The 18,352-nt window shown below is 69.3% G+C and carries 20 protein-coding genes and 1 tRNA gene; 5 read left to right on the top strand and 16 right to left on the bottom strand.

The annotated features are described in order from the left end of the window. Positions 1-21 precede the first annotated feature (21 nt). From Q5H91_RS05650 to Q5H91_RS05635, 4 genes are all read right to left on the bottom strand, one after another. A tRNA-Glu gene (locus tag Q5H91_RS05650) sits at positions 22-97 on the bottom strand. A 103-nt stretch (positions 98-200) separates the two neighbouring features. Further along, positions 201-1,574, bottom strand: a complete 1,374-nt coding sequence (locus Q5H91_RS05645) for a class II 3-deoxy-7-phosphoheptulonate synthase (protein WP_305172234.1) — start codon at positions 1,572-1,574, stop codon at positions 201-203. 95 nt (positions 1,575-1,669) lie between these two features. Then, complete coding sequence (locus tag Q5H91_RS05640) at positions 1,670-2,632, bottom strand: D-2-hydroxyacid dehydrogenase (protein ID WP_305172233.1); 963 nt, start codon at positions 2,630-2,632, stop codon at positions 1,670-1,672. Continuing rightward, on the bottom strand, positions 2,629-3,930 hold the full coding sequence (locus Q5H91_RS05635; protein WP_305172232.1) for a UDP-glucose dehydrogenase family protein: 1,302 nt from the start codon (positions 3,928-3,930) through the stop codon (positions 2,629-2,631). The genes Q5H91_RS05640 and Q5H91_RS05635 overlap by 4 nt, the downstream gene beginning before the upstream one ends. Before the next feature lie 118 nt (positions 3,931-4,048). Between Q5H91_RS05635 and Q5H91_RS05630 the strand changes: the two genes are divergently transcribed. Beyond that, positions 4,049-5,020: a peptidase M48 family protein gene (locus tag Q5H91_RS05630; protein WP_305172231.1), complete on the top strand. Its 972-nt coding sequence runs from the start codon at positions 4,049-4,051 to the stop codon at positions 5,018-5,020. On the opposite strand, the gene cysS is transcribed toward Q5H91_RS05630, so the two are convergent. The 5 genes from cysS to Q5H91_RS05605 all read right to left on the bottom strand — a co-directional run bounded on the left by cysS (position 5,013) and on the right by Q5H91_RS05605 (position 9,871). Further along, a complete protein-coding gene (gene cysS, locus Q5H91_RS05625) occupies positions 5,013-6,449 on the bottom strand; it encodes a cysteine--tRNA ligase (RefSeq protein ID WP_305172230.1) in 1,437 nt (478 codons plus the stop codon). The genes Q5H91_RS05630 and cysS overlap by 8 nt on opposite strands. A 120-nt stretch (positions 6,450-6,569) precedes the next feature. Then, positions 6,570-7,490, bottom strand: coding sequence for an intradiol ring-cleavage dioxygenase (locus tag Q5H91_RS05620; protein WP_305172229.1), 921 nt, complete (start codon positions 7,488-7,490; stop codon positions 6,570-6,572). Positions 7,491-7,577: 87 nt separating this feature from the next. Next, on the bottom strand, positions 7,578-7,721 hold the full coding sequence (locus tag Q5H91_RS05615; protein WP_305172228.1) for a hypothetical protein: 144 nt from the start codon (positions 7,719-7,721) through the stop codon (positions 7,578-7,580). 67 nt (positions 7,722-7,788) lie between these two features. Next, positions 7,789-9,120: a sensor histidine kinase gene (locus Q5H91_RS05610; RefSeq protein WP_305172227.1), complete on the bottom strand. Its 1,332-nt coding sequence runs from the start codon at positions 9,118-9,120 to the stop codon at positions 7,789-7,791. Further along, positions 9,104-9,871 (bottom strand): response regulator, encoded by a 768-nt coding sequence (locus Q5H91_RS05605; protein ID WP_305172226.1) that lies wholly within the window; start codon positions 9,869-9,871, stop codon positions 9,104-9,106. Before Q5H91_RS05605 ends, Q5H91_RS05610 begins: the two co-directional genes overlap by 17 nt. A 225-nt stretch (positions 9,872-10,096) precedes the next feature. Here Q5H91_RS05605 and rpsU point away from each other — a divergent pair, with 225 nt between their 5' ends. Further along, a complete protein-coding gene (gene rpsU, locus Q5H91_RS05600; RefSeq protein WP_007404630.1) occupies positions 10,097-10,303 on the top strand; it encodes a 30S ribosomal protein S21 in 207 nt (68 codons plus the stop codon). A 128-nt stretch (positions 10,304-10,431) separates the two neighbouring features. Continuing rightward, on the top strand, positions 10,432-11,004 hold the full coding sequence (locus Q5H91_RS05595) for an FKBP-type peptidyl-prolyl cis-trans isomerase (RefSeq protein WP_305172225.1): 573 nt from the start codon (positions 10,432-10,434) through the stop codon (positions 11,002-11,004). A 222-nt stretch (positions 11,005-11,226) separates the two neighbouring features. Here Q5H91_RS05595 and Q5H91_RS05590 read toward each other — a convergent pair whose 3' ends face one another. Together Q5H91_RS05590 and wecB are read right to left on the bottom strand one after the other, a co-directional pair. Then, entirely contained in the window at positions 11,227-11,991 is a 765-nt protein-coding gene (locus Q5H91_RS05590; RefSeq protein ID WP_305172224.1) for a metallophosphoesterase family protein, read from the bottom strand. 51 nt (positions 11,992-12,042) lie between these two features. Next, a complete protein-coding gene (gene wecB, locus Q5H91_RS05585) occupies positions 12,043-13,161 on the bottom strand; it encodes a non-hydrolyzing UDP-N-acetylglucosamine 2-epimerase (RefSeq protein ID WP_305172223.1) in 1,119 nt (372 codons plus the stop codon). A gap of 56 nt (positions 13,162-13,217) precedes the next feature. Between wecB and galU the strand changes: the two genes are divergently transcribed. Further along, positions 13,218-14,075: a UTP--glucose-1-phosphate uridylyltransferase GalU gene (gene galU / locus Q5H91_RS05580; protein ID WP_370655224.1), complete on the top strand. Its 858-nt coding sequence runs from the start codon at positions 13,218-13,220 to the stop codon at positions 14,073-14,075. Beyond that, positions 14,072-15,073 carry an NAD-dependent epimerase/dehydratase family protein gene (locus tag Q5H91_RS05575; RefSeq protein WP_305172222.1) on the top strand — a complete coding sequence of 334 codons (1,002 nt, stop codon included), beginning with the start codon at positions 14,072-14,074 and terminating at the stop codon, positions 15,071-15,073. The genes galU and Q5H91_RS05575 overlap by 4 nt, the downstream gene beginning before the upstream one ends. Here the strand turns inward: Q5H91_RS05575 and Q5H91_RS05570 are convergent. The 5 genes from Q5H91_RS05570 to coaBC all read right to left on the bottom strand — a co-directional run bounded on the left by Q5H91_RS05570 (position 15,058) and on the right by coaBC (position 18,350). Further along, positions 15,058-15,825 (bottom strand): HesA/MoeB/ThiF family protein, encoded by a 768-nt coding sequence (locus Q5H91_RS05570; protein ID WP_305172221.1) that lies wholly within the window; start codon positions 15,823-15,825, stop codon positions 15,058-15,060. The genes Q5H91_RS05575 and Q5H91_RS05570 overlap by 16 nt on opposite strands. Before the next feature lie 84 nt (positions 15,826-15,909). Then, on the bottom strand, positions 15,910-16,134 hold the full coding sequence (locus Q5H91_RS05565; RefSeq protein WP_305172220.1) for a hypothetical protein: 225 nt from the start codon (positions 16,132-16,134) through the stop codon (positions 15,910-15,912). A gap of 232 nt (positions 16,135-16,366) precedes the next feature. After that, positions 16,367-16,729, bottom strand: coding sequence for a hypothetical protein (locus tag Q5H91_RS05560; protein ID WP_305172219.1), 363 nt, complete (start codon positions 16,727-16,729; stop codon positions 16,367-16,369). Beyond that, positions 16,726-17,169 (bottom strand): dUTP diphosphatase, encoded by a 444-nt coding sequence (dut, locus tag Q5H91_RS05555; protein WP_305172218.1) that lies wholly within the window; start codon positions 17,167-17,169, stop codon positions 16,726-16,728. Before dut ends, Q5H91_RS05560 begins: the two co-directional genes overlap by 4 nt. Next, positions 17,166-18,350, bottom strand: a complete 1,185-nt coding sequence (gene coaBC, locus Q5H91_RS05550) for a bifunctional phosphopantothenoylcysteine decarboxylase/phosphopantothenate--cysteine ligase CoaBC (protein WP_305172217.1) — start codon at positions 18,348-18,350, stop codon at positions 17,166-17,168. Before coaBC ends, dut begins: the two co-directional genes overlap by 4 nt. Positions 18,351-18,352: the final 2 nt, after the last annotated feature.

Raw genomic sequence — 18,352 nt, 5'->3', positions numbered from 1 at the left:
AAAACGGCTAATCTCTGCCGCTGGTGACCCCTACGGGACTCGAACCCGTGTTTTCGCCGTGAGAGGGCGACGTCCTAGACCGCTAGACGAAGGGGCCGTTGTGCGGTGGAGGCGGGCGTCTATCCGGCGGCGGGGGGCGCGTCAAGCGGGGTGCGCGCCCGTTGCCGAAAAAGATCGGCCGCCGCTGGACAGGCGATCCGTCAGGCCGCAGCCTGGCGGCGTTCGGCCATTTCCGTGTTGAGCATCTCGGCCAGCAGGAACGCCAGTTCCAGGCTCTGGCTGGCGTTCAAACGCGGGTCGCAGTGGGTGTGATAGCGGTCGGCCAGCGACTGCTCGGTCACGTCGATCGCGCCGCCGGTGCACTCGGTTACGTTCTGGCCGGTCATCTCGGCGTGGATGCCGCCGGCATGGGTGCCCTCTGCGCGGTGGACGGCGAAGAAGCCGCGCACCTCGGCCAGGATGCGCTCGAACGGGCGGGTCTTGTAGCCGGTCGTCGCCTTCACGGTGTTGCCGTGCATCGGGTCGCAGCTCCAGACCACCGGATGCCCTTCACGCGTGACGGCGCGGACCAGGCGGGGCAGGTGCGCCTCGATCTTGTCATGGCCGTAGCGGGTGATGAGCGTCATCCGGCCGGGCACGCGACCCGGATTGAGCGTGTCGAGCATGCGCAGCAACACGTCCGGCTCCAGGCTGGGGCCGCATTTCACGCCGATCGGGTTGCCGATGCCGCGCAGGAACTCGACATGCGCCGATCCTTCGAATCGGGTGCGGTCGCCGATCCACAGGAAATGGGCGGAGGTGTCGTACCAGTCGCCGGTCAGCGAATCCTGCCGGGTCAGCGCCTGCTCGAAGGGGAGCAGCAGCGCCTCGTGGCTGGTATAGAAGTCGGTCTGCGCGAGTTGCGGCACCGTTTCCGGATCGATGCCGCACGCGGCCATGAATTCCAGCGCCTCGCCGATCCGGTCGGCGGTCTCGCTGTACTTCTGCGCCCAGGGGCTGCGGCCCATGAAGTCGTGGGTCCAGCGATGGACCTGGTGGAGGTTCGCATAGCCACCCTGCGCGAAGGCGCGCAGCAGGTTGAGCGTCGCCGCCCCTTGCGAATAGGCGCGGATCAGGCGCTGCGGATCGGGCTGGCGCGCGTCGGCGGTGAAGGCGATGTCGTTGACGTTGTCACCGCGATAGCTGGGCAGCTCGACGCCGTCGATCGTCTCCGTGGGCGTGGAGCGCGGCTTGGCGAACTGGCCGGCCATGCGGCCGAGCTTCACCACCGGCAGCTTCGACGCCCAGGTGAGGACGACCGCCATCTGCAGGATGACGCGGAACGTGTCGCGGATGTTGTTGGCGCTGTGCTCGGCAAAGCTCTCCGCGCAGTCGCCGCCCTGCAGCAGGAAGCCGCGACCCGCCGCCACTTCGCCCAGTTGGGCGGTCAGGTTGCGCGCCTCGCCGGCGAAGACCAGCGGCGGATAGGTCGACAGCGTGTCGGTCGCACTCTTCAGCGCGGCGGCGTCGGGATAGTCGGGCATCTGGCGCGCCTCTGCGGCGGTCCAGCTGTCGGGGGCCCATTTGGCGGCCATGGTCGAAAGCTCCTGCGGATCGGCCCCGCCCATGCGCCATCGCGCGCGCCCGCGCAAACCCTTCCGTACCGGCCCGGTTGCGCCGATGCGCGCAGTCAATAGCCGGCGGCGAGATCCACGACATTTTGCATGCGTTTGCCCGCCTGCCACGCCGCCAGATTGTCGAGGAACAGCCGCCCGGCCCGCGCGAACATGGTCGACTGGCTGCGGCCCGACAGGTGCATCGACAGGATCGCATTCGGCGCGGTCCAGAGCGGGTGGTCGGCGGGCAGGGGCTCGGGATCGGTCGGGTCGAGGAACGCACCGGCAATCGTGCCGCGATCCAGCGCGGTCAGCAGCGCGTCCTGGTCGATCATGTCGCCGCGGGCGATGTTGACCAGCCAGGCAGTCGGCTTCATCGCCGCCAGTTCGTCGGCGCCGATCATCGCGCGCGTGTCGGCGGTCGAGGGTGCCGCGAGGATCAGCCAGTCATATTCGCCCAGCCGCGCACGCCATTGATCGGGCGTCAGCGTGCCGTCGCGACCGGAGCGGGTGACGCCGTCGGTGGCGACGCCAAAGCCCGCCAGCCGATCGGCGATGGCGCGGCCGATCGTACCCTGGCCGACGATCAGCGCGCGGGTGCCGTCGAGTTCGACCTTGCCCGGCGCATCCCATGGCCACTCGCGCGCGTCGGCGCTGCGGACGACCCTGTCGAAGCGCTTGGCCGCGACCAGCATCCCCATCACCGCATATTCGGCGACCGCCACCGCGTTGATTCCACCGCCATTGGTGACGGTCACGTCGCGCTCGCGCAGCCAGTCGAGCGGAAAGGCGTCGAGTCCCGCGTAGAGCGTCGAGACCCAGCGCAGCTTCGGCCCGCCGGCGCGGATCGTCTCGGCGGCCAGCCGGGTCGGCTGCATGTCGACCCAGGCGATCGTCGCGTCGGCCATCGCCGCCTTCGCCTCTTCGGGAGACGCGAACCAGCGCGGCTCGATCCCGGCCGGCAGATGCGGCTCGAGCAGGCCGCGCGCGATCGCCGGCAGGACTGCGACGACCGGCGCGCTCACCTTGCTGCTCACCGGCCGATGGCCGTGTAGGCGAAGCCGGCGGTCTCGACCGCCTGACGGTGATAGACGTTGCGCAGGTCGACCATCACCGGCGCCGCCATCGCGCCCTTCAGCCGGTTGAGGTCGAGCGCGCGGAACGCGTCCCACTCGGTCACGATCACCACCGCGTCTGCGCCCTTCGCCGCCTCGTACGGATCGTTGCAATAGGTCAGGTCGGGCATCATCCGCCGGGCCTGCTCCATCCCCTCGGGATCGTGCGCGCGGACGGTGACGCCGGCATCGGCCAGCGCGGTCGCGATCGACAGGCTTGGCGCGTCGCGCATGTCGTCGGTATTGGGCTTGAAGGTCAGGCCCAGGAGCGCGACCGTCTTGCCGCGGGCATCGTCCCCCAGCGCGTGGAGCACCTTGCGGCCCATCGCGCGCTTGCGGCTGTCGTTCACCTTCACCACGGCCTCAACGATGTGGACCGGGCTCTCGAAATCCTCGGCGGTCTTCAGGAGCGCGAGCGTGTCCTTGGGGAAGCACGACCCGCCATAGCCGGGGCCGGCGTGGAGGAACTTGCGCCCGATCCGGTTGTCGAGACCGATACCGCGGGACACGTCCTTCACGTCGGCGCCCACCGCCTCGCACAGGTCGGCGATCTCGTTGATGAAGGTGATCTTGGTCGCCAGGAACGCGTTGGCGGCGTATTTGATAAGCTCGCTGGTGCGCCGGCCGGTGAACAGGATCGGGTTCTCGTTCAGGTAGAGGGGGCGGTACACCTCCTGCATCACCGCGCGCGCGCGCGGGTCGTCGGTGCCGATCACGACGCGATCGGGGCGCTTGAAGTCGCTGATCGCCGCACCCTCGCGCAGGAATTCGGGATTGCTGACCACCGCCACATCCATGTCGGGGCGGATCTCGCGGATGATCCGCTCGACCTCGTCGCCGGTGCCGACCGGCACGGTCGACTTGGTGACTACCACGGTCGGGCCGGTGATCGCCTCGGCGATCTCGCGCGTCGCGCCATAGACATAGGTCAGGTCGGCATGGCCGTCGCCGCGCCGCGCGGGGGTGCCGACGCCGATGAAGATCGCCTCGGCCCCGGCGACCGCTCCGGCCAGCTCGGTGGTGAAGGTCAGCCGACCGGCCGCGACATTGGCGGCGACCAGCTGGTCGAGCCCCGGTTCGTAGATCGGCATCCGTCCGGCGTGCAGCGCCTCGATCTTGGAGGCATCCTTGTCGACGCATACCACCTGGTGCCCGAAATCGGCGAAGCATGCCCCCGACACCAGGCCAACATAGCCAGAGCCGATCATCACAATGCGCATCGTCAAACCCGTGTGTTGGCGGCCAGCCGGGCCGCGAGGACGACGGTGTCTGTAGGAGCGGACGGCGCGGGCGGCAATGCGGCGCGACAGGGGAAAGGGCGATGCCTATAGCGGCATCATGTCGCGTTTCCCTGCATCCGCCGCCGCCCTGGTCCTGCTGATCGGTGCGGCGCCACCATCGGCGGAGGACCGGGCGGTGGCGCGGGCGGATGCGATGCTGGCGCGGATTGGCTATCGGCTGGCGACCGGCAATGCGGCACTGTGCGACCGGCTGGCGCCGACGCCGGGCTGGCTGGTGCAGGCGGTCGACCAGTATCTGCCGCAGCCGCTGCCCGCGGGCGCGAAGGTGGACGGATTCCCGACGCCGGTCGCGGTCGCGCTGGTCGTGCCCGAGGCTCCGGCGGCGCGGGCAGGGGTGATGGCGGGGGACGGGCTGGCGGCGGTCGCCGGCACGCCGCCGCCGACACCGCCGGCGGGTCCGCCCTCCACCCGCACCCGCGACGCGGCGCAGGCACTGGTCGAGCGCCAGCCCGCCGACCGGCCGCTGGCCGTGACGCTACGCCGCGACGGCACCGACCGCAGCGTCTCCATCCCCGCCAGCCCCGGCTGTCGCGCGACGTTCGAGGTGGTGCCGGGCAAGGCGATGACCGCTGACTCGGATGGGCAGGTGGTGCGGATCGGGGTGCGCTTCTTCGACCGCTACGACGAGGCGGCGGTCGCCGCAGTAGTCGCCCACGAACTCGCCCATATCGTCCTGCGCCACCGCGAGCGGCTGGCGGCGGCGGGGGTCAGCTGGGGCCTGTTCTCGGAGCTGGGCCGCAACGGCCGGCTGTTCCGCCGCACCGAGGACGAGGCCGACCTGCTCGGCGTCGCGCTGCTGCGCAACGGCGGCTGGGATCCGGCGGCAGCGTCACGCTTCTGGCGCGATCATGGCGGCGACGTCGACGGCGGGCTGTTCCGCAGCCGCACCCATGCCGGGTCAAAGACGCGGGCAGCGGCGATCGACGCGGCAATCGCAGGCGCGCCGGCGGATCGCGGCGTGCTGTGGCGGCCGGCGGTGCTGGCAACGCGGGATCAGCCGCTCAGCTGACCCGCCAGTCCCAGCCGAGCGGGTCGCCGTCCATCACCTCGACCCCCGCCGCCGCAAGTTCGTCGCGGATCGCGTCGGAGCGGGCGAAGTCCTTCGCCGCGCGTGCCGCGCGCCGTTCGGTCAGGCGGGCGGCGATGCCGGCCTCGTTGATCGTTGCTTTGGCTGGGCGCACCCGCAGCGCGGCGCGGTCGAGCGTCGTCAGGCCGAGTCCCAGCACCGCGTCGAAGTCCGCCAGCGCCGCCAGCCGGTCGGCGGGCGAGATCGTCTTGTCCGCCAGCAGTTCGTCCAGCACCGGCAGCGCGCGGGCGGTGTTCAGGTCATCCGACACCGCCTGGTCGAGCCGCTCGGCATAGGGCGCCGCGCTCGCCGCCGAAGGCGCGTCGGGCCGCGCGCGCAGCGCCTCGACCGCCTGCACCAGCCGCTTCAGCCGGGTCTGCGCGGCGGCGAGCCCTTCCCAGGAAAACTCCATCTCCGACCGGTAATGCGCCTGCAGGCACATCAGCCGGTAGGAAAGGGGGTGATAGCCGCGATCGACCAGCGTCTGCAGCCGGGTGAACTGCCCGGACGATTTCGACATCTTGGCATCGCGTTCGTTCAGGAAGTTGTTGTGAAGCCAGTAGTTCGCGCCGGTGTCGGCGGTGCCGCTCATCGCCTGGTTCTGCGCGATCTCGTTCGGGTGGTGGATCTCGCGGTGGTCGATGCCGCCGGTATGGATGTCGAACAGCGCGCCCAGATAGGCACGGCTCATCACCGAGCATTCCAGGTGCCAGCCCGGCGCACCGCGGCCCCAGGGCGAATCCCATTCCATCTGCCGGTTCTCGCCCGGCGCAGAGGTGCGCCAGATCGCGAAGTCGGCAGCGTGGCGCTTGCCCGCCACCTCCTCGATCCGACCCTCGCCTTCGTCCGAGGCGTGGCGCGCCAGCCGGCCGTAATCGGGAACGGTCGAGACATCGAAATAGAGGCCGTCGGGCAGGCGGTAGCAGTGGCGCGCCTCGATCGCCTCTCCCCACTCTATCATCGCCGCGACGTGATCGGTGGCGAGCGGGAAGCGGGCCGCCTCGCGGATATTGAGGTCGCTCAGGTTCTGCTTGAAGGCATCGGTATAATGCCTTGCGATTGCCCAGATATCCTGACCGGTCGCCTTGGCCCGCGCCTCCATCTTGTCGTCGCCGGCATCGGCGTCGGAGGTCAGGTGGCCAACATCGGTGATGTTGATGACATGGGTCAGCGAACCCCAGCCCATGTCCCCGGCCTTCCACGTCAGCACCCGCGACAGCGTGTCGGTGAAGACATAGGCGCGCAGATTGCCGATATGCGCATAATTGTAGACGGTCGGCCCGCACGAATAGACGCGCAGGTTCGCGGGATCGATCGGCTGGAACGTCTCGACCGAGCGCGACAGGCTGTTGAACAGAAGAAGCGGCGTCATGCCGGGAGCCTTACGGACACCGGCACGCGCCGCCAAGGGGGAGCCCCGGCCGGATGGGAGGTCCGGCCGGGGCCGCGCGGCGACAGGGGGGGCGCCGCGCGTCTCGTGGGCCCGGCGCGCCTACCGCGCGAGGCCGATCAGGGCCGTGGCGGTATAGCCCTCGCTGACGCTGCCGGTGATGGTCGGCGTCTGCTGGGCGATCTGCGCCGCGGTATTGTCGCCGAAGACATTATCGCTCGACAGGGTGATGCGGGCGAGGTTCGACGCACTGGAGGGGTAGGTGGTCGTGTCCGCATAGACCGCGGTGCTGGCCGCCTGCGGCATGGCGAGCTGCGAGACCAGCGCGGCGTAGCGGCCGCTGGTCGCGGTCGACAGGCTGGAGAAAACCTCGAAATGGATGTGCGGCCAGCGGCCGGAATAGCAGCCCGGATAGACCAGGGTGAAGGTGACCTGGCCGTTCGCGTCGGTCACCTGGATGCCGCGCAGGTAACTCTCGTTCGCGGCGGTGTAGAGCGAGTAGTTGCCGCTGCGGTCGCAGCACCAGATATAGACCGCATAGCCGGCCAGCGGTGCGCAGCTGGCGTTCACGTTGACGACCGTCAGCGTCAGCGTCAGCTTGACGCCGCCTGCCACCGTCGTCGTGCCCAGGAAGCTGGAGCGGATGTCGCTGCGCACGATCCCGCTGGCGGTCAGCGCGTTGGAGGTGGAGCCGCTGGAGGTGTTGGTGCCGTCCGCCGGGTAGGGTCCGTTCGTCTCGGTCGGATCCAGGACGCAGCCGGTAGTGGCGGTCGGCGTCGGGGTCGCCGTGGCGGTCGGGGTGGGCGTGGCGGTCGCGGTAGGCGTCGGCGTCGCGCCGGTAACCACGTCGACGCTGGCCGAGGCATCGCCGTCGCTGCCGCCGCATCCCGCGACCAATGCGGCGGTGCCGGCACCGGCGAACCATTTCAGCGCACGGCGGCGCGCGACCTGCGCCGCGATCAGCGGCAGGTCATCGGCCAGCCCGTGGCCGTGCGGCGGCTCCTGAAGATTAAGGTCGGTCATTGCAGTTCCCCGGTGATGTCGGGGAGCTTATGGCGGCGGCGTCTTGCCGCGATATGTCGTGCAGCTGACGTAATATTACCAAAAATGTCAGGAAGCGGAGGGGTAGTCCTTGATCCCGCGCAGCCGGCGACGACGCGCGGCGCGCTTGCGCGACACGACCACCGTGGTGATCGCGGCGGCCAGCACAATGACCCCGATCAGGCCATAGGCCACTATCAGTCGTAGTTCCAACGCGGCTTCCCGGACGCTCTTGTCGATCGCCGGCGTGTAGTTGGACGCTCCGCGGCTGACAATCCCGTCATGCCAGCGGCAGCGTCACCCGCGCCTGCGCCCCGGTGGCGCCGTTGCCCAGCACCACCTCGCCACTGTGCCGCGCCGCGATCGACCGGACGATCGCCAGCCCCAGTCCGGTGCCGCCGGTCGCGCGGTTGCGCGACGGGTCGCCGCGGACGAACGGCTCGAACAGCCGCTCGACCGTGGCCGGGTCGACGCCGGGGCCGTGATCGTCGATCGTCACCTCCACCTCGCGGCCGACGATCCGCCAGCCGATCTCGGCACGATCGCCGTAGCGGATCGCATTCTCGACCAGGTTGGCGAACAGCCGGCGCAGCGAGCCCGAATCGCCGCGCACCACCGCGCGTGGTCCGGCATCGCGCAGGGTGACGGCGCCCGCCTCGCGCATGTCCTCGACCAGGCTGTCGAGCAGGCTGCCGAGTTCGATCCGCGCCGACATATCGGCATTCTCGTCGCGTGCGAAGGACAGGGCGGCGGCGATCATCGCGCGCATCTCGGCGATGTCGGCCGCGGCCCGCTCGCGCGCGGCGTCGGGCAGCTGCTCGACCCGGAATGCGAGGCGGGAGAGGGGGGTGCCCAGATCGTGCGCGATCGCCGCCAGCATGGTCGTGCGCCCCTCGGCATGGGCGGCGAGGCGGGCGTGCATCGCCGCGACCGCGCGTGACAGGTCGCGCACCTCGCTCGATCCGCCGACCGGCAGCGGCGGCAGCGCGGCGCCGGCGCGCGCCTCCCGTGCCGCCCGCGCCACCGCCCGCACCGGGCGGGATATGGCGCGGGCGATGATCCAGGCGGGCAGGGCAAGCGCCAGGATCGCGAGGAGCATCGCCGTCAGCGTCTTCAGGTGCCACGGCGCGAGCAGGGGGCGCGGCGTCTCGACGATCCGCCACGGCCCGCGCCCGTTCGGATGCCAGGCGAGTATGAAATCCCGGCCAAAGCCCGACCGGTCGGGATCGGGGCGCATCGACCAGGCGACGACCTGGTCCAGCGGGACGTCCAGCAGCCGCGACAGCGTGCGCCGCGCTGCCGGATCGGGGCGAAACGGCTGGTCGGGCGCGGGCAGGGCCTCGTCCGTCCGGAACGCCAGCATCCGCCCGCCCGGATCGGATGGCGGTTTGCCGGTGCGCAGCATGGTCGCCACCGCCGCCTCGCGACTGCGGATATTGCCCGGCGGCGGTCCGTTGAAGGTGACGAAGAACACCACCGTCGTGCCGAGCACCACCGATGCGATGACGAGCGCGAAGATCGGCCAGGCGATCGAGTGCGCGCGCGGGCCGCCGCCGCCCGGAAGCGCGCTCTTTCGCGCGTTTCCGCCCAGGGTTTCAGCGCGTCTCGACATCGGCCGCGAACATATAGCCCTCGTTGCGGATCGTGCGGATCAGCTCGTCGCCGGTCCGCCCGCCGTCGCCCGACAGCTTGCGGCGCAGGCGGCTGACCTGCACGTCGATCGCGCGGTCGAAATGCTCGGCATTGGGCCCGCGCGAATGATCGAGGAGGAAGTCGCGGGTCAACACGCGCAAGGGGTGGTCGACGAAGGTCATCAGCAGCCGGAACTCGCCGTCGGACAGGTTGATGACGACCTCCTCCGGATCGATCAGCTGCCGCCCCTGCGGGTCGAGCCGCCAGCCGGCGAAGCGCTGATAGACGCGGACGGCATTGCCGCCGACCGTCGCCAGCCGCGGCCCCGACTGGGGACGCTCGCCACGCCGGCGCAGGACGGAGCGGACCCGTGCCAGCAACTCGCGCGGGTTGGCGGGTTTGGCGACATAATCGTCCGCGCCCATCTCGAGCCCCACGATCCGGTCGACCTCCTCGCCGATCACCGACAGGATGATGACCGCCGGCGCGGTGGCGCGGTCGAGCGAGCGGAGGATCGCCAGCCCGTCTTCGCCCGGCATCATCACGTCGAGCACGATCAGCGCATATTCGTGGCGGGTCAGCGCGGCGCGCATCGCCACCCCGTCCTCCGCCGTGTCGACGACATAGCCGTGCGCGACCAGGAACTGCGCGGTCAGCTCGCGGATACCGGGATCGTCGTCGACGATCAGAAGGCGGGTTTCCAGATCCATGATCTCGATCGGCTGTAGCATGGAAGCCAGGGTGGCGGCGCTGGGTATCGCTCGCATTGCACCGCTGCAACATTTGCCGATTGGCCGCTCGCTGTGGCAGCCATGCCACACCCGATCGGCGTCGGGCTGGACCGGCCGGTCGTCCGCGGGGTTGCGTAACGGCGGGCGTGCTGGTAGGCGGGCCATTCTAACGGCGCGGATCATTTCGCGCCGCTATCGTTATTTTGCCGGAGTTGGTTGGGTTTTATGCAGATCATCGTTCGCGACAACAACGTCGACCAGGCCCTGCGCGCGCTCAAGAAGAAGCTGCAGCGCGAGGGCGTGTATCGCGAGATGAAGCTGCGCCGTCACTACGAGAAGCCGTCGGAGAAGCGCGCGCGTGAGCGTGCCGCTGCCGTGCGCCGCGCCCGCAAGCTGGAGCGCAAGCGCGCCGAGCGCGACGGCGCCCGGTAAATACCGGTCGGCGGCGGGGAAGCCCGCCGCCCTTCGCACCGCTGCGATCCTTCGCCGGTGTGACTTTCGATGACTTCTGACCGGTGGCGGCGACCGGGCCGGCACCCCGAACTCCAGGTGCCCTGCCTATGTCGACCGTCACCGCCGTTCCGCTTCAGCCGGTGAAGCGCAGCTACCTCGTCTATCTGTGGATCGGCCTGGCACTGGCGGCGATCGCCGCGGTGGCGCTGGCGCGGCAGGGCGACGACTTCATGACCCGCAACGCGCGGGCGCGCGGCGTCGTGACCACCGCCTCTGGCCTCCAGTACAAGGTGCTGGAAAAGGGCGTGGCGAACGGCCCCAAGCCGACCGACGCCGACGTCGCGCTGGTCAATTACGAGGGCAAGCTCCTCAACGGCACCACCTTCGACAAGTCGCAGCAGCCGACGCCGATGCCGGTCGCCGGCGTCGTGCCCGGCTTCTCCGAGGCGCTGAAGCTGATGCCCAAGGGCGCGAAGTACCGCATCTGGCTGAAGCCCGCGCTTGGCTACGGCGACAAGGCGACGGGGCCGATCCCGGCGAACTCGACGCTGGTGTTCGATGTCGAGCTGGTCGACTTCCTGCCCGAGGAGCAGGTCCGCCAGATGCAGATGCAGCAGCAGATGATGATGGGTGGCGCCCCTGGCGGCGCGGCTCCCGGCGGGGCGCCTGGCGGGCGCTGATGCGCCTGAGGTCGAAGATGAGCGTCTGATCCACCTGGTCTGAACCAGCTCTTTTACCTCCCCGGCGAAGGTCGGGGCCCAGATGGATAGGCTGATCGGACGAAGTGCGACGCTCGTCATCAGTGTCCCCCGACTGGACCCCGGCCTTCGCCGCGGAGGCGGTCAAACTCCGATAGATCGTAATTCAAACCAGATTCCGGTCTGCACTGGTGACGGATCAGGTCACCCCCGCGGCGCCGTCTGCAACAGCCAGTGCCGATCGCCCTCCAGCCCCAGCGCGGTCAGGACCCCGGTCAGATAGGCGCCGGTGTCGATCGGGAACCGTACCGGGCCGGGCGTCGCGGTCTCGACGATGGTGTGGCCGTGGACGATCAGTTTCTCCAGCGGCTTGCGGTGCGACAGGAACGGCTCGCGGATCCAGCGCAGGTCGCGCGGGCGCTGGTCCTCCAGGGCCGTGTCGGGATGAATGCCGGCATGGACGAAGGCATAGTCGCCCTTCACCACCATATTCTCCAGCGACTCCAGAAAGACGCGGTGCGTTGCCGGCACCCGCGCCTGCATCTCTGCGAGCAGCACGTCATAGTCCGCCTCGTCATACGCTGTGGGCGTCATGCCGTAGCTCAGCACCGTCTCGCGCCCTCCGACCCGGGTGAACAGGCGCAGCGGCTTGTCCTCGCCGGCGAGCGCGTCGATGAACAACTCCTCGTGATTGCCGATCAGGAAGCGGGTGTTCGGCCGTCGCTGCCGCAGCGCCAGCAAGCGGTCGATCACCTGCGCGGACGATGGCCCGCGATCGACGAAATCGCCCAGGAACACGATGGTCGTGTCCGCCGGCCCGCGCGCGGCATCGTCCCGCTCGATCTGGCCGAGCAGGTCGTCAAGCTCGACCACGCAGCCATGGATGTCGCCGACCGCATAGACGCGCTCGCCCGGCGGAACGGAAGGCCCCGTCGTCTTCGAGCGGGCGGCAAAGATCTTCTTCAACATCGTCGGACAGTCCAGGAAGTCGCCGGGTGACAGATCCGCGGCGGGCGGCGGTTACCGCAGAAACGCGTCGATCAGGCTGGCGATACGCCCGCTTGCCTCGCCGGTTCCGTAGGGCAGGTGACGCATCGCCATCGCTGCCATGCGGGCCGGCGAATCGAGCAGCGCGGCGGTCGCGGCGACGATCCCGTCCTCACCGGTTCCGACCAGCTTCGCGGTGCCGGCCGCAATACCCTCGGGCCGCTCCGTGGTGTCGCGCATGACGAGCACGGGTTTGCCAAAGAACGGTGCTTCCTCCTGAAGGCCGCCGGAGTCCGTGAGCACGAGGTCACACGTCGACAAGGCGTTAACCGCATTCGGATAATCGAGCGGCTCGGTCAAGGCGATGTTGGGATGGCTGCCAAGCTCGGCCCGGATGACGGCGCCGACTGCCGGGTTGGGATGCACCGGCAGCAGGATGGCCGCATCGCCCCGATCGGCGATCCGTCGCAGCGCCCGCGCGATCCCGTCCAGTGCGGCGATGCTCTCCCGCCGATGGACCGTGGTGAAGACGAGCTTGAGGCCGCCGAAGCGCGCCAGCACCCCGCGCAGTTCGGCAGTCCGCGCGTCGCTTGGATCCAGGCCGCGATGGATCGCGGCGAGCGCGTCGATGACGGTGTTGCCCGTCAGGTGCACGGCGCCCCGCACGTTTTCGTGTCGCAATGTCTCCGCGGCGGCAGCGGTGGGGGCGAAGTGGAGCGTCGACAGGGCGGTGATGATCCTGCGGTAGCCCTCTTCCGGACAGGGATCGTGCAGCGACCCGGACCGCAGCCCCGCCTCGACATGCGCGACCGGAATGTGGCGGTACAGGGCTGCGAGCGCCGCCGTCATCGCCGAGACGGTGTCGCCCTGCACGACGATCAGGTCGGGCCTGACGCGATCCAGCGCCTCGCCGAGCGCGACCATCAGCGCCGCGCTCAGCCGGTCGAGCGCCAGCCCTGCCGGGATCGCCAGGTCGACCGCCGGCCGGATCGCCGCCATGGCGAGGACCTGATCGACCATCTCGCGATGCTGGCCGGTGGTGCAGGTGACGACGTCCAGCGCGGGGCAGGCTTGCAGCGCGTGGATCACCGGGAACAGCTTGATCGTTTCCGGACGCGTTCCGACAACGACGAGCACGCGCTTCAATTGCATAAGGGCTGGGCTCCGGATAAGCGCCGTCGACTGAAATTTCGACAGGCGGCTTAATCATGACGAAGCGGGTGCGTAAGGCGGTGTTTCCCGTAGCTGGGCTGGGCACGCGCTTCCTGCCTGCGACCAAGTCGATGCCCAAGGAGATGCTGACCGTCGTCGACAAGCCGCTGATCCAGTATGCCGTCGAAGAGGCGCTGGAAGCAGGGATCGAGCAGATCATCTTCGTCACCGGCCGCGGAAAGGGGGCGCTGGAGGATCATTTCGACGTCTCCTACGAACTGGAGGCGACGATGGCCGCGCGCGGCAAGTCGATGCACCTGATCGAGGGCATCCGGCAGAAGCCCGGCAGCCCGGTCTATGTCCGCCAGCAGGAGCCGTTGGGCCTGGGCCACGCGGTCTGGTGCGCGCGCGAGATCGTCGGCGATGAGCCGTTCGCCGTGCTGCTGCCCGACGAACTGATGGTCGGTGGCTTCCTGAAGCAGATGGTCGAAGCGTACGAGCAGGTCGGCGGCAACGTGATCGGGGCGCTGGAGGTGCCGGACAGCGAAACCGACAAATACGGCATCATCTCGCCCGGCCGGCAGGACGGCCGCCTGACCGAGGTGGTGGCGCTGGTCGAGAAGCCTAAGGGCAAGGCGCCGTCCAACCTGATGATCCCCGGCCGCTATATCCTTCAGCCTGAGGTCATGCAGATCCTCAACGCGCAGGAGCCGGGAGCGGGCGGCGAGATCCAACTGACCGACGCGATGGCCAAGCTGATCGGGCGTCAGGCGTTCCACGGCTTCACCTTCGACGGGCAGCGCTACGACTGCGGCGACAAGGCGGGGTATATCCAGGCCAATCTGGCGCTCGCCCTGGACCGGGAGGATATCGGCCCGGCGATCAGGGACTTCGCTCGGACGCTGCTGGGGTGAGTGCCGTCCTGGTCACCGGGATCGCGGGCTTCATCGGCTTCCATGTCGCAGCGCGGCTGGCCGCGCGCGGCGAGCGGGTGATCGGGATCGACGACCTGAACGACTATTACGACCGGGCGTTGAAGCGAGCGCGGCTGGCGACGCTGGCGGAGCGCTTCGGCGACCGTGTCCGCTTCGTCGAGGCGGATTTTGCCGACGAGGCGCGGCTGCACACCGTCCTCGCGGATGCCGCGTTCGACCGCGTCGTCCATCTCGGCGCGCAGGCCGGGGTGCGCTATTCGATCGAGCAGCCGCAGGTCTATGGCCGCGCCAATCTGGTCGGCCACCTGACCCTGCTGGAACTGGCGCGGGCCCGGAGTGTCGCGCACATGGTCTATGCCTCGTCCTCGTCGGTCTATGGCGGCAATCGGACGATGCCGTTCCGCGTCGGCGATCCCGTCGATCGGCCGGTTTCGCTCTACGCCGCGACCAAGCGCGCCAACGAACTGATGAGCGAGAGCTATGCCCATCTCTTCCGCCTGCCGCTGACCGGCCTGCGCTTCTTCACCGTCTATGGGCCATGGGGGCGCCCGGACATGGCGGTATGGCTGTTCACCAAAGCGATCCTGGCAGGCGAGCCGATCCGCGTGTTCAATGGCGGGCGGATGGAGCGGGACTTCACCTTCATCGACGATATCGTCAGCGGTGTGGTCTCGGCGCTCGACCGCCCACCTGCCGATGACGGAGCGGAGAAGCCGGGCGGCAGCGTCGCTCCGCATGCCGTGTACAATCTCGGCAACAACCGGCCCGAGCCGCTCGGCCGGCTGATCGACCTGATCGAGGCAGCGTGTGGGAAGGCCGCGATCCGCGACGATCAGCCGATGCAGCCGGGCGACGTGCCGGCGACCTTTGCCGATATCGACGCTGCCGCGCGGATGCTGGATTATCGGCCCGCGGTGCCGATCGACATCGGCATTCCGCGCTTCGTCGAGTGGTATCGATCCTATGCCGGCGTCTGATCGCCGCAGGTCGGACAGCCGGGATCGGCAGGCAGGGCGATGCTGCGGAAACGCCAGGACAGCAGGTCGGCCAGTAGCAGCCGCCCCGCCGGATCGTCGCCGAATGGCACGATCGCACGGATCGCCTCCAGCGCGGCCATCGCGCCCATCATCCCGGTAACGGGGCCGAGCACGCCCTGATCGGCGCAGCTTCCCGCTGCCCGGTCCGGATCATTGCCGACGAGGCAGCGATAGCAGGGGAGGTGCCGTTCCCATCCGCGGAACACGGCCAGCTGCCCCTCGAACTGTCCCACAGCGGCCGAGATCAGGGGAATGCGCTTTGCATGGGCCGAATCGGCGGTCAGCAATCGCGTGTCGAAATTGTCGGTGCCGTCGATCACGACGTCGGAGCCGGTCAGCAGCGCGTCGACCGTCTTCGGTCCGACCCGCTCCACGCGGACGTCGGTCGCCACCTTCGGATTCAAACGGGCCATGGCGATTGCCGCTGCCGCCGCCTTGGGCAGGCCGATGTCGCTGGTGTCGTAGATCGTCTGACGTTGCAGGTTGGAGAGATCGACCAAGTCGTGGTCGATGATCCGGACGGTGCCTATGCCCGCGCCAGCCAGATATTGAAGCGCCGGTGATCCGATCCCGCCCGCGCCGACGACCGTTACCACCGCACGCCGCAAGCGAAGCTGCCCCAGACCGCCGATCTCGCGCAGCACGATATGGCGGGCGTAGCGATTCAGCTCCGTATTGGAAAATGTTTGCATGCCAGTCATGTAGACCGATTTCACCGCACAAAAAAATAGCGGCCCCGAAGAGCCGCTATTTCCTCCAACTCGGATGAGTGGATTTTAGTTGCTGTCAGCGTCGTCGTCGCTGTCGGCAACGATCACCACACCGGCAACCACGGCAGCAGCCGCGATCAGGGCAACGATCAGGCCGCCACCGGCGAGCTCATTCTTCTTCGACGAAACCGAACCCGCACGGGCCGACTTCGAAACCGACAGGCTGGCTGCCGGGTTGGCCGGAGCGGCCATGGCAGGCGCAACCGCCATCGTGGCGACAGCGGCGGCCATGAGATACTTCCCAAGACGCATATTGAACTCCCTTCATGGTCGTCACCGCGTCCCTTGCACACTGCGGCGCACAAGACAACCCGGTAACCCTGCACAGAGTGAACGCGTTTCACACCGATGCAGTGCAGCCACACTTATCGCCGGCCACGACAGCTGCCTAGCAGCAATGAATGAAAGTTACGCGAAGAATTCCGTCGTCTCGTCGCGAAAGTTGAACTGCAATCGATCCGATCTACCAGTGGTACTCGATAGCGAGGCTGTACCAGCCGGCCCGTGGCGGAGTGGAGCCCGGTGCGGCGCGCGTGAGCGTCATCAGATAACCCACGGTGTACTGCTCGACCGTGGGACAGCCGATCGCCTGCGGCACGATCTGACGGATCGCGCCGGTCGGACCCACCAGAATGGCGATGGGAGCGACCAGATCGCTGCCCTCCGGCGGCACGGAACAGCGGCCGGCGGCGATCTCCGCCTTCACGAAGGCGGAGCCCTCATCCGGCGCGGTGGTCCGAGACAGGGGAAACACGGGCAGATCGCGCCAGCTGGCGACCGGCGGCGGTGTCAGCCCCTGTAGGGCGGCGGCGAGCAGCGCGATCATCGGCCGGTCGATCCGAAGCCGCCCACCCCGCGCGCGGTTTCGTCGAGCGTCTCGACCTCGTCCCACGCCGCGCGCTGCACGGGGGCGGGCACCAACTGCGCGATCCGCTCTCCGCGAACGACCGCGAACGGCTCGGTGCCGAGATTGGCGAGGATCACCTTTACCTCGCCGCGATAGTCGTGATCGATCGTGCCGGGCGTGTTGAGGCAGGTGACGCCGTGCTTGAGCGCCAGGCCGGAGCGGGGGCGGACCTGCACCTCGTAACCGGCGGGGATGGCGATCGCGAAGCCGGTCGCCACCGCCGCGCGCGCGCCGGGGGCGAGCGTCAGGCTCTCGGCCGCGACGACGTCCATGCCGGCGGCGCCGTCGGTGGCGTAGCGGGGGAGGGGGAGGCCCTCGCCCTGGGGCAGGCGGGTCAGGGCGATACGGATCGGGGTCATGCCGCCCCCATTAGCGCATCGGCGATGCGCCGCGCGAGCCCCCGGGCGACCTCGTCCTTGCCCGTCCGCGGCCAGCTGTCGACGCCGTCCGCGGTGACGATGTGGACGGCGTTGGCCTCTCCGCCCATCACGTCGCCCGACACGTCGTTGGCGACGATCCAGTCGCATTGCTTGCGGGTGAGTTTGGCGCGGGCATGGTTGAGGACTTGCTCCGTTTCGGCGGCAAATCCGACGACGAGTGACGGGCGTTGGGGCGAGTGGGACAGGGTCGCGAGGATGTCGGGGTTCTCGATCAGCACGAAGGCGGGGGTGTCGCCGGTCTTCTTCACCTTCTGCGGTGCGGGCGCGACTCGCCAGTCGGCGACGGCGGCGACCATCACCGCGGCGTCGGCGGGCAGGGCCGGCTCCACCGCCGCCGCCATGTCGAGCGCGGTCTCGACATCGACGCGGTCGACGCCGGCCGGCGTCGGTAGCGACACCGGCCCGGCGATCAGCGTGACCCGCGCGCCCAGCGCGGCGAGGGCGCCGGCGATGGCGAAGCCCTGCCGCCCGGAGGACCGGTTGGCGATGTAGCGCACCGGATCGATCGGCTCGTGCGTCGGACCGGCGGTGACGATGACGTGCCGTCCGGCGAGCACCGGCTCGACCGGCGTCAGTGCACCGTCGATCGCCGCCGCGATCGCCGTCGGTTCGGGCAGGCGGCCGGGGCCGTACTCGCCGCAGGCCATGGCGCCCTCGTCCGGCTCCAGCACGGTGATGCCGTCGGCGCGCAGCCGGGCGACGTTGCGGCGGGTGGCGGGGTGCTGCCACATCCGCACGTTCATCGCCGGCGCGGCGAGCACCGGCGTATCGGTGGCGAGCAGCAGCGTGGTGGCGAGGTCGTCGGCGATGCCCGCCGCCATGCGCGCGATCAGGTCGGCGGTGGCGGGGGCGACGACGATCAGGTCGGCCTGGCGACTGAGCTGGATATGCCCCATCTCCGCCTCGTCCTTCAGGTCCCACAGGGTCGTGAAGACCTGATCCTCGCTGAGCGCCGCCAGCGTCATCGGGGTGACGAAGTGGCTGCCCCCCTCGGTCAGGACGCACCGCACCGCGTGGCCGCGCGCGCGGAGCAGGCGGATCAATTCGCACGCCTTGTACGCGGCGATACCGCCGCCGACGATCAGGAGGATGCGCTTCATCG

Source organism: Sphingomonas aurea (assembly GCF_030678875.1).
Classification (GTDB): domain Bacteria; phylum Pseudomonadota; class Alphaproteobacteria; order Sphingomonadales; family Sphingomonadaceae; genus Sphingomonas; species Sphingomonas aurea.
This window is presented reverse-complemented; position numbering and strand designations above follow the sequence as displayed.

Excerpts from the sequence above, each read along its gene's own strand:
- Q5H91_RS05605 (WP_305172226.1), bottom strand. The coding sequence starts at position 9,871 with ATGCTACAGCCGATCGAGATCATGGATCTGGAAACCCGCCTTCTGATC.
- Q5H91_RS05630 (WP_305172231.1), top strand. The coding sequence starts at position 4,049 with ATGTCGCGTTTCCCTGCATCCGCCGCCGCCCTGGTCCTGCTGATCGGT.
- Q5H91_RS05560 (WP_305172219.1), bottom strand. The coding sequence starts at position 16,729 with ATGATCGCGCTGCTCGCCGCCGCCCTACAGGGGCTGACACCGCCGCCG.
- rpsU (WP_007404630.1), top strand. The coding sequence starts at position 10,097 with ATGCAGATCATCGTTCGCGACAACAACGTCGACCAGGCCCTGCGCGCG.
- cysS (WP_305172230.1), bottom strand. The coding sequence starts at position 6,449 with ATGACGCCGCTTCTTCTGTTCAACAGCCTGTCGCGCTCGGTCGAGACG.
- wecB (WP_305172223.1), bottom strand. The coding sequence starts at position 13,161 with ATGCAATTGAAGCGCGTGCTCGTCGTTGTCGGAACGCGTCCGGAAACG.
- dut (WP_305172218.1), bottom strand. The coding sequence starts at position 17,169 with ATGACCCCGATCCGTATCGCCCTGACCCGCCTGCCCCAGGGCGAGGGC.
- Q5H91_RS05570 (WP_305172221.1), bottom strand. The coding sequence starts at position 15,825 with ATGCAAACATTTTCCAATACGGAGCTGAATCGCTACGCCCGCCATATC.
- Q5H91_RS05565 (WP_305172220.1), bottom strand. The coding sequence starts at position 16,134 with ATGGCCGCCGCTGTCGCCACGATGGCGGTTGCGCCTGCCATGGCCGCT.
- Q5H91_RS05590 (WP_305172224.1), bottom strand. The coding sequence starts at position 11,991 with ATGTTGAAGAAGATCTTTGCCGCCCGCTCGAAGACGACGGGGCCTTCC.
- Q5H91_RS05635 (WP_305172232.1), bottom strand. The coding sequence starts at position 3,930 with ATGCGCATTGTGATGATCGGCTCTGGCTATGTTGGCCTGGTGTCGGGG.
- coaBC (WP_305172217.1), bottom strand. The coding sequence starts at position 18,350 with ATGAAGCGCATCCTCCTGATCGTCGGCGGCGGTATCGCCGCGTACAAG.
- Q5H91_RS05620 (WP_305172229.1), bottom strand. The coding sequence starts at position 7,490 with ATGACCGACCTTAATCTTCAGGAGCCGCCGCACGGCCACGGGCTGGCC.
- Q5H91_RS05645 (WP_305172234.1), bottom strand. The coding sequence starts at position 1,574 with ATGGCCGCCAAATGGGCCCCCGACAGCTGGACCGCCGCAGAGGCGCGC.
- galU (WP_370655224.1), top strand. The coding sequence starts at position 13,218 with ATGACGAAGCGGGTGCGTAAGGCGGTGTTTCCCGTAGCTGGGCTGGGC.
- Q5H91_RS05595 (WP_305172225.1), top strand. The coding sequence starts at position 10,432 with ATGTCGACCGTCACCGCCGTTCCGCTTCAGCCGGTGAAGCGCAGCTAC.
- Q5H91_RS05610 (WP_305172227.1), bottom strand. The coding sequence starts at position 9,120 with ATGTCGAGACGCGCTGAAACCCTGGGCGGAAACGCGCGAAAGAGCGCG.